The organism is Schaalia suimastitidis DSM 15538 (genome assembly GCF_000429105.1).
In the GTDB taxonomy this organism is placed as follows: domain Bacteria; phylum Actinomycetota; class Actinomycetes; order Actinomycetales; family Actinomycetaceae; genus Pauljensenia; species Pauljensenia suimastitidis.
The window spans coordinates 1-13,503 of sequence record NZ_AUBF01000012.1 but is presented as its reverse complement, the minus strand read 5'-3'; the positions used below and the strand labels follow the sequence as shown (position 1 = coordinate 13,503).

The 13,503-nt window shown below is 56.3% G+C and carries 10 protein-coding genes and 1 rRNA gene; 8 read left to right on the top strand and 3 right to left on the bottom strand.

Annotated features, from left to right (window positions below; translation table 11 throughout):
- Nucleotides 1–10: 10 nt before the first annotated feature.
- Nucleotides 11–1,273 carry a phospholipase D-like domain-containing protein gene (locus tag G438_RS0106160; protein WP_026460574.1) on the bottom strand — a complete coding sequence of 421 codons (1,263 nt, stop codon included), beginning with the start codon at nucleotides 1,271–1,273 and terminating at the stop codon, nucleotides 11–13.
- 83 nt (nucleotides 1,274–1,356) lie between these two features.
- On the opposite strand from G438_RS0106160, the gene gatC reads away from it, so the two are divergent.
- From gatC to gatB, 3 genes are read left to right on the top strand one after another with little or no spacing between them, the layout of a single operon-like run.
- Complete coding sequence (gatC, locus tag G438_RS0106155; protein ID WP_026460573.1) at nucleotides 1,357–1,653, top strand: Asp-tRNA(Asn)/Glu-tRNA(Gln) amidotransferase subunit GatC; 297 nt, start codon at nucleotides 1,357–1,359, stop codon at nucleotides 1,651–1,653.
- On the top strand, nucleotides 1,653–3,161 hold the full coding sequence (gene gatA, locus G438_RS0106150; RefSeq protein ID WP_026460572.1) for an Asp-tRNA(Asn)/Glu-tRNA(Gln) amidotransferase subunit GatA: 1,509 nt from the start codon (nucleotides 1,653–1,655) through the stop codon (nucleotides 3,159–3,161). Before gatC ends, gatA begins: the two co-directional genes overlap by 1 nt.
- Entirely contained in the window at nucleotides 3,161–4,657 is a 1,497-nt protein-coding gene (gene gatB, locus G438_RS0106145) for an Asp-tRNA(Asn)/Glu-tRNA(Gln) amidotransferase subunit GatB (protein WP_026460571.1), read from the top strand. The genes gatA and gatB overlap by 1 nt, the downstream gene beginning before the upstream one ends.
- A 321-nt stretch (nucleotides 4,658–4,978) precedes the next feature.
- On the opposite strand, the gene G438_RS0106140 is transcribed toward gatB, so the two are convergent.
- Nucleotides 4,979–5,734, bottom strand: a complete 756-nt coding sequence (locus G438_RS0106140; protein WP_026460570.1) for an ATP-binding cassette domain-containing protein — start codon at nucleotides 5,732–5,734, stop codon at nucleotides 4,979–4,981.
- Nucleotides 5,731–6,933 carry an ROK family transcriptional regulator gene (locus G438_RS0106135; RefSeq protein ID WP_026460569.1) on the bottom strand — a complete coding sequence of 401 codons (1,203 nt, stop codon included), beginning with the start codon at nucleotides 6,931–6,933 and terminating at the stop codon, nucleotides 5,731–5,733. Before G438_RS0106135 ends, G438_RS0106140 begins: the two co-directional genes overlap by 4 nt.
- A gap of 198 nt (nucleotides 6,934–7,131) precedes the next feature.
- Between G438_RS0106135 and G438_RS0106130 the strand changes: the two genes are divergently transcribed.
- The 5 genes from G438_RS0106130 to G438_RS0106105 all read left to right on the top strand — a co-directional run.
- Entirely contained in the window at nucleotides 7,132–8,688 is a 1,557-nt protein-coding gene (locus tag G438_RS0106130; RefSeq protein WP_026460568.1) for a sugar ABC transporter ATP-binding protein, read from the top strand.
- 39 nt (nucleotides 8,689–8,727) lie between these two features.
- Complete coding sequence (locus G438_RS11130; protein ID WP_051259364.1) at nucleotides 8,728–9,960, top strand: sugar ABC transporter permease; 1,233 nt, start codon at nucleotides 8,728–8,730, stop codon at nucleotides 9,958–9,960.
- Between the two features lie 108 nt (nucleotides 9,961–10,068).
- On the top strand, nucleotides 10,069–11,178 hold the full coding sequence (locus tag G438_RS0106120; protein ID WP_026460567.1) for a substrate-binding domain-containing protein: 1,110 nt from the start codon (nucleotides 10,069–10,071) through the stop codon (nucleotides 11,176–11,178).
- A gap of 257 nt (nucleotides 11,179–11,435) precedes the next feature.
- Nucleotides 11,436–12,863: an NAD-dependent malic enzyme gene (locus G438_RS0106115; protein ID WP_026460566.1), complete on the top strand. Its 1,428-nt coding sequence runs from the start codon at nucleotides 11,436–11,438 to the stop codon at nucleotides 12,861–12,863.
- 459 nt (nucleotides 12,864–13,322) lie between these two features.
- Nucleotides 13,323–13,503: ribosomal RNA gene (locus tag G438_RS0106105) — 16S ribosomal RNA — on the top strand; the annotation flags it as partial.

The window sequence follows — 13,503 nt, the reverse complement described above, 5'->3', positions numbered from 1 at the left end:
CGTGACGCCGTTACACCACGATCTCAAAAGGACGCAGCAAATGCTCCAATACGCGTGTGAACATACTGCGCCCTTCCCACTCATCGATGGTGAGTCGGCGTGCAGTGGTGAGGTCGTTGGCGAAGATTTCTTCCATTCGACCAGCAAGCTCTTGTGAATGGAATTGCATATTGACCTCATAGTTGCCCTGCATTGACAAGCGATCGATGTTGGCGGTGCCAACAGTGGACCACACGCCGTCGACCGTCATTGTCTTAGAGTGCACCATTGCGTGCTGGTAGAGCCAAATTTCGATGCCCGCACGTAATAGTTCACCGTAATATGGGCGGGCCACCCAGTCGGCAAGGATATGGTTGGAATACTCAGGGATCAGCACCTTCACTTCAACACCGCGTCGTGCCGCTGCTTTAAGGGCAGCCAAAATTTCCTTATCAGGGATGAAGTATGCCTGCGTGATGAGGATACGTTCCGTCGCCCGTTCCATGGCATCGATATACAGTCCCCGAACGGGGTATAGCAGCCGTGACGGTAAATTGAATGCGGCGGTCACCTCTGAGGACCACTTCCGTGCCCCGCGGTCGGGCAGGCTAGGATGCCGACGCAACTTAAAGTGATTCCAAAAGTCAACGAAACCGTTTTCTAGTTCCCACACTGCGTGTCCGGTGACCCGCACATGCGTATCACGCCATTCCTCAGCAAAACGCGTGCCGATGTTATAACCCCCCACGTAGCCTGAGGTGCCGTCGACGACGAGAATCTTGCGATGGTCACGTCCGGTCCTGCGCAAATTTAACGTGAACATACCAGAACGGATCTCAGGGAAGCGTCGCACATACAGGTGGGGGATGCGGGGCATCCGGAAAAAAGCAGGGTTTTGGTTCAGGACCGCAAAACCGTCGTAAACGACGAAGACATCGACGCCTCGTTGCGCTGCCGCAATGAGCGCATCTTTGAAACGTTGCCCCCATTCGTCAGAGCGCCACACATAGGTTTCAAAAAAAATGTAACGTTCGGCGGCGTTAATCTCGGCAAGCATATCCTCGTATAGGGAATTGCCTTCCGTGTATGTCCGCACCGAATTGCCCGCCACATCGGTGTCGACAGGTTGTAACGTGGGAAACCCGTGCCGACCACCAGGTACGCGTGCGGTTCGCATACGGTCAATGGCATGTACCGTGATGAGGGCTGCGGCCTGGGCAACGACAAGTGCCTTCCCAACGTTTTTAGCGATACGAATATTACGGGGAGTGAATAAGCATCTTGGGTGCCACATGCTGTTAGTTTACCCATCGCGGGCGCATACCGGTTGCTGGTAGATGAGGCCAGCTAGGGGCGACAAACGGTAAGATCGTCCCTATGTCACGTATCAGTACTGACGAGGTCGCCCGCGTCGCGGGTTTGGCCCGTATTGCATTGACCGAGGAGGAGATCACCCGCATCGCCGGTGAACTTGACGTGATCGCCTCCGCCGTAGCCACTGTATCCGAGGTTGCCACCCCAGATATTCCTGCCACGTCCCACCCGATTCCGTTATCGAATGTGTGGCGTGATGATGTCGTGGGTCCGACCCTTGACCGGGACGAAGTGATGGCACAGGCTCCGGCAGCTGAAGACGGCATGTTCATGGTGCCTCAAATTTTAGAGGAGGACTGATGAACGACCTGCTGAAGAAATCCGCCGTTGAACTTGCCGCAATGCTGCGCGCCGGGCACATTACCTCGGTGGAGCTGACCACCGCATGCCTTGACCGCATTGACGCACTGGACGGACGTATCCACGCTTTCCTTCACCTTGACCGTGACGGCGCTCTTGCCACCGCCGCCGAGGTTGACCGTCTGCGCGCCGCAGGCGAAGACTTGCACCCGCTGGCCGGTGTGCCCATCGCTGTCAAAGACAATATGGTGACGCGCGGTATGCCCACGACCTGCGCCTCGAAAATACTTGAAGGATGGTTGCCTCCTTACGACGCCACCGTCATCACCAAGATCAAAGAGGCGCGCCTGCCCATTGTTGGCAAAACCAATATGGACGAATTCGCAATGGGGTCCTCCACTGAACACTCAGCCTACGGGCCAACCCGTAATCCGTGGGACGTTGACCGTATTCCCGGAGGCTCCGGTGGCGGTTCGGCTGCGGCCGTCGCCGCCTACATGGTGCCTCTCGCCTTGGGTTCTGACACAGGCGGCTCGATTCGTCAGCCTGGCTCGGTGACGGGCACTGTTGGAGCGAAACCCACGTATGGTGCTGTGTCGCGCTACGGCCTCGTGGCGATGGCATCCTCACTGGACCAAATTGGGCCGGTAACCCGTACCGTTGCCGATGCGGCAGCTCTCACTGAACTCATTGGTGGGCACGACCCGCTGGATTCAACGTCGCTTCCCGCGCCGGTTCCGCCGCTTGGCGAGGCCGTGGCAAAAGTTGCTGCTGACGGCGTGCTTGCCGGATTGAAGGTCGGGGTCGTCAAAGAGCTTTCCGGCGACGGCTACCAGGCGGAAGTGCTGGACGCCTTCACCGATACCGTTGAGCGTTTGCGTCGCGCTGGTGCTGAGATTGTGGAAGTGTCGTGCCCGAGCTTCGACTACGCGCTCGCGGCCTATTACCTTATTATGCCTGCCGAGGTTTCCTCCAACCTGGCTCGCTTTGACGGTATTCGCTACGGCATTCGCGTTGAGCCGACGGAAGGCCCAGTTACTGCTGAGCGCGTCATGGCGGCAACCCGCGAGGCAGGTTTTGGTGACGAAGTAAAGCGGCGCATTATTTTGGGCACCCATGTTTTGTCAGCAGGCTATTACGACGCTTACTACGGCAGCGCACAGAAGGTCCGTACGCTTATTCAACGCGACTTTGACCGTGTCTTTGGTCAGGTTGATGTACTTGTCTCGCCAACAGCGCCAACGACTGCCTTTGCATTTGGCGACAAATTGGATGACCCTCTGGCCATGTATCTCAATGACATTGCGACCATTCCTGCCAACCTTGCTGGTGTTCCGGCGATGAGTATTCCTGTGGGAGTGGATGGCCAAGGCTTGCCAATTGGTTTCCAAGTGATTGCTCCAGCGCATGCTGATTTGCGCATGTATGAGGTGGCGGCGCTCGTGGAGACTCTGAGTGGCGATGTGGCGGGTAGTTGCCCGGCTGCGAATTGGGAGGAAGCACACTGATGAGTGAATTAATGGATTACGATGCCGCCGTCGCTTCCTTCGACCCGGTGCTTGGCATTGAAGTGCACGTCGAACTGGGCACTGCCACGAAGATGTTCGACGCTGCCCCTAACGCTTTTGGTGGCGACCCCAATACGTTCGTGACGCCCGTATCGTTGGGTTTGCCTGGGTCGCTGCCTGTGGTCAACGGCAAAGCAGTGGAATACGCGGTGAAAATCGGTTTGGCACTGAATTGCTCGATTGCGCCAAGCTGCCGTTTTGCCCGTAAAAGCTATTTCTATCCAGATCTGACAAAGGCTTTCCAAACCTCCCAATACGACGAACCTATCGCCTATGACGGCTGGGTCGATGTTGAGTTGGAGGATGGCACGCTGTTCCGCGTCGAGATTGAACGCGCACACATGGAAGAGGATGCCGGAAAGAATAACCACGTCGGTGGTGCTGATGGGCGTATTCATGGTGCCGATTATTCTTTAGTGGATTACAACCGTGCGGGTGTGCCCCTAGTGGAGATCGTTACTCGCCCCATCCTTGGGGCAGGTGAGCGTGCTCCCGAGGTCGCTCGTGCGTATGTGCAGACGCTGCGGGATATTTTCCGTGCGCTTGAGGTATCTGAAGCGCGTATGGAGCGAGGCAATGTGCGTGCCGATATCAATGTGTCGCTGCGCCCTTCGCCTGAAAGTCCATTGGGGACACGAACGGAAACAAAGAATGTCAACTCGTTCCGCGGTATTGAACGTGCGGTACGTTTTGAGATTTCGCGTCAGGCAGGCATCCTTTCGTCTGGTGGCACAATCGTTCAGGAAACCCGTCACTTCCATGAAGAAGATGGTTCCACTTCGCCGGGTCGCGTGAAGTCGGATGCTGAAGACTACCGGTATTTCCCCGAGCCGGACCTTGTTCCGGTGGTCGCTTCCGCGCAGTGGGTTGAAGGCCTACGCGCCACACTGCCTGAACTGCCGGTTGCGAAGCGTCGTCGTCTCCGCCAAGAGTGGGGATGCACAGACGTTGAAATGCGCGATGTGGTCAATGCTGGTGCGCTTGAGTTGATTGAAGCTACTGTGGCTGCTGGTACGCCCGCTGGTGCGGCACGTAAGTGGTGGATGGGGGAATTGGCTCGTAAAGCCAAAGAGTCGGACACCGCACTTGCTGATATGCCTGTCACACCATCGCAGATCACCGAGCTACAGTCACTGGTGGATTCGGGGCGTCTGACCGACAAGCTCGCACGACAAGTCCTCGAAGGCGTGTTGGCGGGTGAAGGCGATCCAACGGCGATTGTCGAGGCGCGGGGTCTGGAAGTGGTATCCGACGAGGGTGCGCTGACGGCGGCGGTTCACGAGGCCTTGGCCGCGAATCCCGATATTGTCGACAAGATTCGCTCTGGGAAGGTGCAGGCTGCTGGCGCACTTGTTGGTGCTGTCATGAAGGCAACGCGCGGGCAGGCTGATGCTGCTCGGGTACGTGAACTCATTATGGAAATCGTCGGTGCCTGACAGCTAACGCTGCCCGACCGCGTCATACGCACATGGGCCGGGATCAGGATGGATTCTCCTGGTCTCACGACACATGGTCGTGTTGGCGCTCATCAGATCGCGCAGGCGCTCGGCTGGCTTTGCCCAGTCGAGCGTTTTGCACACTCTGCTGGCGTGGCGTTGTGCGACGAATGCAAGGTCCACTGCGAATATATGCGCGCCGACTGAGGTGGGCAGATGTTGGCGGTCAAGGGCGTTGTTCTTGCTGGGGTCGGTGGGAGCTGGTCAGGCAGTCGATCACGCCATATGTGCGCGCTGTAGCCCTGCTATTGCAGGGGGCTGTCAGTTGCTAGGCGGGCGGTAGCGCGTCGCGCCGGTAATTGCCGCGATGACTTCTTCGACGCTCACTGTGGTAGCGTCAAAATGCCCGTTGATGCGGCCATGTCGCAGCACAATGATGCGGTCTGCGACCGCGCGTATGTCGGTGAGATTATGTCCAATAAGGATGACACCCAACCCAAGGTCACGCAGACGCGTAATATGGGTCAGGACCTCTGCGGTTTGTGCCACCGATAGGGATGCGGTGGGTTCGTCGAGGACGACCAGTGACGGGTCAGCAACAAGTGTGCGGGCGATGGCAACGCATTGACGTTGGCCTCCGGAGAGTTCATGCAATGGCCGGTGGACGTCAGGGATTTTGCTGCCCAGCATCTTGAGATATTTGCGCGCTAAATCTTCCATGGTTGATTCGTCAAGAAGACGATGGGAGGCCAGTGCTTCACGGCCCAAGAAGATATTGGCGGTGACGTCAAGGTTGTCGCACAGTGCAAGTTCTTGGAATACGGTAGCTATCCCAAGGGTGAAAGCCGCACGCGGGGAGGCGATATCGACGGCACTGCCATTGATGTAAATAGTGCCACTGTCGGGCGGATATACGCCTGCCACCATGCGTGCCAATGTTGATTTACCTGCCGCGTTATCACCTACCAGGGCGACAACCTCACCACGGTTGACGCTCATTTCAACGTCAACGACGGCTTGAACACCGCCGAAAGATTTGCTGACGTGATCAAGGTGCAGCAGGGGAGAGCTCGTCATTGTGCGCCTCCAGATGACACTGTATCGGGTGAATGTGGGAATGCTGATGCGATAAAGGCATCGCGTGCGATGGCTAGTGCTCCAAGCACTTCAGATCTGCCTTCCAGCGGCGTGGTCACAACCTCAATGTCGCCACCGAGGTAGGGGCGTCTAGCCAGTGCTTCGCGGATCGGTGTGAGGAAGAAATCTCCCGTGAGGGCCAGTTCACCGCCAAGGACAATTTTCTCTGGCGCATAAGTAGTCGCCATATCTGCCAATACGCCTCCGATCGCATTCGCGGCGTCGGCAAGCACCTGGCGGCACCCTGGGTCGCCCTCGTGGGCGGCCCGAAGAAGATCAGACATCGTATGGATTTGCGGATTAAGACGCATGAGGTCAAGGAGTGCTTCTGCGCCGACGATGGTTTTGAGGCATCCGCGTCCGCCGCAGCGGCAGATTAAGCCCGTGGGTGCGACCTGCACGTGACCGATTTCGCCTGCGAGGCCTCGTGAACCGCGATGGACTTTTCCGCCCAAAAGGATACCGGCACCGACCGAATGTGAGACATGTATATAAAAGGCGTCATCAATGCCTCGCAGCGCCCCAAAACGTGCTTCGCCGACCACGCCTGCATTGGCATCATTTTCCACGGTCACTTCACGCCCGAGGCGCTGTGACAACACTTGAGCAATGGGCGTATCCTCCCAGCCTGGCATGGTGCCTGCTCGTGCGATCAGTCCAGTGGTGGGATCAATAGGTGCCGGTAGTGCAACGGCAACACCCACCACCTCGTCGATAGTGGAACCGATGGTTTCGACAAGTTCCATGACGAGCAGCGCGGCCCTGTCCAATGTGGTGTCGACGCGGTGATCGTTAGGTAGGGGAAAGCGTTTACTTTCGGTGATCTGATGAGCCTCATCGGCGATTTCGACGGCCAATTGTCGCCGTCCAATTTCAATGCCGACGGCAAAACCAGTTGATGTAGCCAGGGATACCAGTTGTGCTCGCCGACCTGAACGGATGGTGGTGTCGGTTTTGACGATGCCCTGGGCAGCAAGCAATTTGACGATATTTGACACCGTTGCAGCTGAAAGGCCGGTTGCGGCCACAAGCTCAACCTGCGTGATTTTGCCGTAGGTATGAATGGCCTCCACAACGCGGGCAGCATTCGCTTCGCGAAGGGAAGATTGTGATCCCGGTGCGACGGCTGCCGTAGTCATAGCGTCACCGTAGCAGCAAATACGTGGAAGTGGAGCAGGTATTTCAGTAGGCGCAATAAATTGTTGACTTTGTGAAGATAACGATTCTGTTACGGATTGGATTCAAGCCTTGAACGCAAGCTGGTTCTCAGCGTAACGTTTCTCACGTACAAGGACGTGCGCGTCCCCCACAATATTCAGCGAAGAATGGGAGTCGGCATGAGCAATGCCCCAGTGATCCTCGAAATGGAGCACATAGTCAAAGTATTCCCCGGTGTTCGCGCCCTCGACGACGTCACAATGCGGGTACGTAAAGGCGATATCCATGCTATCTGTGGCGAAAACGGCGCAGGCAAATCCACGCTCATGAAAGTCCTCTCAGGTGTTCACCCACACGGCACCTATATGGGACGCATCCTCCTTGATGGCGAAGAAGTCACCTTCAACAACATCAAGGCCTCCGAACACGCCGGTATCGTCATCATTCATCAGGAATTGGCACTGATCCCAGAACTATCAGTCGCCGAAAATATTTTCCTCGGATCCGAAGTGACCTCCCACGGACTGATCGACTGGGACGAGGCGCGTTACCGCTCGCTTGACCTCCTTGCCCGCGTTGGCCTCGACGTTGATCCGGCCACACCCATTAAGAACCTTGGTGTGGGGCAACAGCAGCTGGTGGAGATCGCCAAGGCGCTGTCGAAGGAAGTGAAAGTTCTGATCCTCGATGAACCAACCTCAGCGCTGAACGAGGAAGACTCCCAAAACCTCCTCACACTCATGCAGGGACTCAAAGCGAAAGGCATCACGTGCCTAATGATCTCCCACAAACTCAACGAGATCGCTCAGATATCCGATGCCGTTACCGTTATTCGTGACGGAAAGACTGTGGAAACCTACGATGTTGTCGCCGGTCAAGTTGATGAAGACCGTATTATTCGCGCAATGGTAGGCCGCTCCATCGAAAACCGTTACCCCGAACGCACGCCTGCAATCGGTGACGTGCTCATGAAAGTGAGCGACTGGACAGTCGAATCAGAGATGGTGCCCGGACGTTTGCTGGCCAAGCAGTCAAGTTTTGTAGTTCGTCGCGGCGAAATCGTCGGATTCGCGGGGCTTATGGGTGCGGGCCGCACCGAATTGGCGCGATCCATCTTTGGACGCTCATTTGGCCGCTATATCAGCGGCACGCTGGAACTTGACGGCGAAATCCTCACCCTTGACACCGTAGCTAAAGCCATCCAGGCAGGTATCGCCTACGTACCTGAAGACCGCAAAACACTTGGTCTGAACCTCATTGACGATATCCGCACAACAGTCGTGTCAGCCAACCTGGATGCCATCGTCGAAGGCGGTCTGCTCAACATTGAAAAAGAAGGCGTGATCGCTGAACAGTACCGCAAAGACTTGCGTATCAAGACACCCTCCGTTGACACCGGGGTCGTCACCCTTTCCGGCGGAAACCAACAGAAGGTAGTCCTGGCGAAATGGATGTTCCCCGACCCGAAGGTCCTCATCCTTGACGAACCCACCCGCGGTATTGACGTCGGCGCCAAATACGAGATCTACAAGCTCATACATGCCCTTGCCGACCAAGGTCGCGGTGTCATCGTAATCTCTTCAGAATTGCCAGAACTCCTTGGCATCTGCGACCGCATATACACCATTTGCGAAGGCGAAATTACAGGCGAAATGCTTGCCAAAGATGCCGACCAAGAATCCCTCATGCGCCGCATGACCACTTCATCCCAACCAACCCACGATTCGGTGCGCTGAACGCCCACGACATCAGAGTTCACAAGGAGTATTAACACGATGAAAACACTCAAGCAGGTGTTCGGGGGTAACCTCCAGCAATACACGATGGTGCTGGCCCTCGTCGCCCTCATCGTCGTATTCGAATTCGTCTCCGAAGGGCGTATGCTCACCTCATCAAATTTCCAGAACCTCATCTCAGGCAACGCCTACGTGCTCATCCTCGCCATTGGCATGGTGATGGTTATTGTGATCGGTCAAATCGACCTGTCCGTTGGCTCTGTGGCAGGCTTCGTCGGAATGGTGATGGCACTGACCATTCGAGATATGGGCCTGCCATGGTGGTTGGCCCTCATCGTTGGCCTCCTGATGGGTATCACCATCGGTGCCTGGCATGGCTTCTGGCTCTCCAAGGTGGGCATCCCAGGCTTTATTACAACACTGGCCGGCATGATGATTTTCCGAGGCGGTGTCATCTGGATTTCCGGTTCCATCTCGGTCCCAGTCCCAGATGAATTCAAATTCTTCGGTGCAGGCTACCTCCCTGAATGGGGACCAGCGTGGACGGGACTCAACAACTCCACCCTCGTCCTTGGCATTGCCGCAATCGCGTGGTTCGTCTACTCCGAGTTCCGCCGTCGCTCACGCGCCTTGCGCCTTGGCACAGAAATGCCACTATGGATCCCCATTTTGCGCGCGTCACTGATCAGCATCGTCATCGGCTACCTCACCTACCTCTTCGGCGCAGGTCGCCCAGGAACATCCTTCCCAGTGCCCGGCCTTATTCTGGTGATCCTCGTCATCATCTACCACATCATCACCCAACGCACGACCTTCGGACGCCATGTCTACGCCGTAGGCGGCAACAAATCCGCTGCAGCGCTCTCCGGTGTCAATACGGCCCGCACCTACTTCCTCGTCATGGTCAATATGTCCTTCCTTGCCGCCCTCGCAGGCATCCTCTTCGTTGGCCGCGCCACATCAGCTGGCCCATCGGACGGCAATATGTGGGAACTGGACGCCATCGCCGCAGTCTTCATCGGTGGCGCCGCCGTCTCGGGTGGTATTGGCACGGTCGTTGGCTCCATGATCGGCGGCCTCGTGATGGCGGTACTCAACAATGGCCTGATGCTCCTGGGTGTCGGTGCCGACCGCACCCAGGTCATTAAAGGTCTGGTCCTACTGGCCGCGGTTGCCTTCGATGTCTACAACAAACAACAGGGCCGCGCCTCGATTATCGGGCAACTCACCAAAGGCCTGAAAACCCGCAAACCCGAAGAACAAACGGCCTGAAGCCAACACAGATGTGCGTCAGTGCACCTGCGCCGACGCGAAACCAGTGAGGGAAAGAAGACCCGGCGGGAATGACCCCGCATCTTCCCCAATCCGAAAGGAAACACAATGAAACGCTCACTCACCGGAGCACTGGCGGTCACCGCAGCCGCCGCCCTCATCCTTAGCGCCTGCTCAGGCGGACGCGAAGGAACCACCACAACAGAAGGAACCACCACCGACGGCACCACCGCCTCGGCAGGCTTCGACGCGAACGCCACAATCGGCGTCGCACTTCCCTGGCTCGGCACCCAAAACTGGAAAGAAGCCGAGCAAATGTTCACCGAAGAGCTCACCGCAGCAGGCTTTACACCGCTAGTCCAAAGCGCTGACAATAAAGTGCCACAGCAGCAACAGCAAATCGAAGCCATGATCGAACAGGGCGCAAAGGCAATCGTCGTGGGTCCAATCGACGGCACCCAGCTTGGCTCGGTACTCGACAAGGCACGCGAAGCAGGTGTGGCGGTGATCGGCTATGACCGACTTATCGAAAACACCGAATCAGTGGATGCAGTTGTCCAATTCGGCTCCGTGCGCACCGGTGAACTTCAAGGACAGTCGCTGCTTGATGGCCTCAAAGAACTCAAAGGCGATGGCCCCTACAATATCGAGCTTTTCGGTGGCGGCCCTGCTGACCCGAATGCGCCCAACTTCTTCACCGGCGCCATGAAAGTCCTCCAGCCCAAGATTGATGATGGCACCCTCGTCGTCGTTTCTGGACAGACCGACTTCACCCAGGCCGCCACACCTGACTGGGACAATGCCAAGGCACAGGCACGTATGGACTCCCTGCTGTCAGGCAACTACTCCGACAAGCCGATCCACGGCGTGTTGTCACCCAATGACGGCATTGCACGCGCGATTTTGACCTCCGCCGAGCAAGCTGGACAGGAACTCCCAGTGGTCACCGGCCTTGACGCTGAAAATGAGTCGGTTGTTGCAGTATGGGAAGGCCGCCAATACTCGACTATTGCCAAACCCACTCAGGATCTCGTGGCAAAGACCATTGAATTGATCCAGGCGCTGCAAAAGGGTGAGGCCCTGCCTACGGCAACCGAGACCGCGAATAACGGCAAGATCGATGTTGCGGTCTACGCTCTTGATCCAGTGGTCGTGACCAAAGCCAATATCAAGGAAGTCTTCGCCAACGATCCTGATCGCCTTGCTCTGCTGAAGTAGTTTCGCCTTCGCTTGGTTGAGCGCTTCGCTGAAATCGTTTCGCCTCCGCTTGGCTAGGGCGTATTTCGAGCAGCGCATATCTACCATCACGGTGTCCCCACTGGTTTTTCCGGTGGGGACACCTCTATATGTGAGCGTCCTGGCCCTGCTCAGCACCTGGCCTCATCTTTCATACGAGCCGTAAGGGTCATACGATAGAAATATCTGACCGCGAACCGTTGGCCGCCACATAGCTGGCGCCACATATAAGGAGCAGTATGCGTAACTCGCCGTCCTACACCGCGTCCTATCGGCTTACCCTTGATGAGACGCACACATCGATCTCAGATATCGTCGCGGCAGTAGGTGCTACCGGCGCACAGATCAAAGGTCTTGACGTCGCCGACTCTGACCGTGGACGTATCACCGTTGACGTCACCTGCGATATGCGCGACTCCGAACATCGGCGTGCAGTTGAGGCCGCTCTTGACGCTCTCCCTGGGGTGCACACGTCCTCTGTTGCCGACCAAACCTTCCTCTCTCATGTTGGTGGCAAAATTGAAATTCGCTCCAAGGTACCGTTGCGTAACCGGGACGACCTGTCGCGCGCATATACACCTGGTGTGGCCCGCGTATGCACGGCAATTCATGACATGCCTCAAAAAGCGCACCTTCTCACAATGAAAGCGAATTCGGTTGCCGTGGTTTCTGACGGCACTGCGGTGCTGGGCTTAGGTGATATTGGACCGGAAGCTGCATTGCCTGTGATGGAAGGCAAAGCCGTCTTGTTTAAACAGTTCGGCGGTGTTGATGCGTGGCCGGTGGTCCTTGACACCAAGGACACCGAAGAAATTATCCGTATCGTTAAGGCAATCGCCCCTGCCTATGGTGGCATCAATCTTGAGGATATTTCTGCGCCACGGTGTTTTGAAATCGAAGAACGTTTGCGTGCCGAACTGGATATTCCGGTATTCCACGACGACCAGCACGGCACAGCCATTGTGGTCTTGGCTGCACTTCTGAATGCCTTGAAGATTGTGGGCAAAGATATTGCCGATGTTCGTATTGTCGTATCTGGTGTGGGCGCAGCGGGTAGCGCCATTATTAAGCTTCTTCAGGCCCAGGGTGCCACCGATATTGTGGGATACGGGCGAGATGGTGCGTTGTGCGCAGACCATGTTGACGGTATGCATCCTTCACGGCGATGGCTGGCTGAACACACGAATCCTCGCAGGGTAACGGGCAGTTTGCGGGATGGTGTGCGTGATGCCGATGTATTTATTGGTGTGTCTCAAGGCAATATTTTGAACAGTGACGACATTGCCACAATGGCACCCAATGCCATCGTTTTCGCTCTGGCAAACCCCACGCCTGAGGTTGACCCAATTGGTGCAGCCAAATATGCGCGTATCGTCGCTACCGGACGTTCTGATTACCCCAATCAGATCAATAATGTCTTGGCTTTCCCAGGCTTGTTCCGTGGTTTGTTGGATGCGAAGGTGAAGGAAATTACCACGGAGGTATTGCGTGTTGCTGCCGTTGCGATTGCCGAGGTGATCTCTGACGACGAGCTTGGGCCCAACTACATTATTCCGGGCGTCTTTGATGAACGTGTCCCTACGGCGGTATCGAAGGCGGTGCGCCGCGCGGTGCGTGATCTTCCGACAATCAAGATTCCTATCCAGGAACATATGGGGACACGGTGACGGGAGCTTGAGCGAAAACCGATCCTCAATACGCGGGATCTGCGTAGCGCAGAAGGAACGCATGGGGACACGCTGACGGCAAATATCCGCCGCTGCCTCGTTTTCTTGACGAGGCGGTGGCGGATTTTCGTTGAAATTGCGGGCTTGAGTGCATGGTGTGTCAACCCTCACCCTTGAAGGATTTGACCGCCGGGAATGATCCTGCATAAAGTATTCACCGTTGCGCCGAACGGCAGGGACGAGAAAACGGCCCGGAAACATGGCGCGCCAGCCCTTTTGGAAATGCTCCTAGTGGAGTATGTCTGAATTGTGTGGTTGTTGTTTGTGAACTCGATAGTGTGTTTGTTTGTTTTTGTTTTGCCTGTTTTTTGTTTTTGAGTTTTTTGGTTGGGATTGTTTCTGGTTGGCTGTCTGCGCGTGTTGTGTGTGGGTGGTTGGCTGGGGTTTTCCGTTTTGTTTTTTTCGGAGAGTTTGATCCTGGCTCAGGACGAACGCTGGCGGCGTGCTTAACACATGCAAGTCGAACGGGCTGCTTGGGCGCTTGCGTCTGGGTGGTTAGTGGCGAACGGGTGAGTAACACGTGAGTAACCTGCCCTCTTCTTTGGGATAACGGTCTGAAAGGGCTGCTAATACCGGGTAT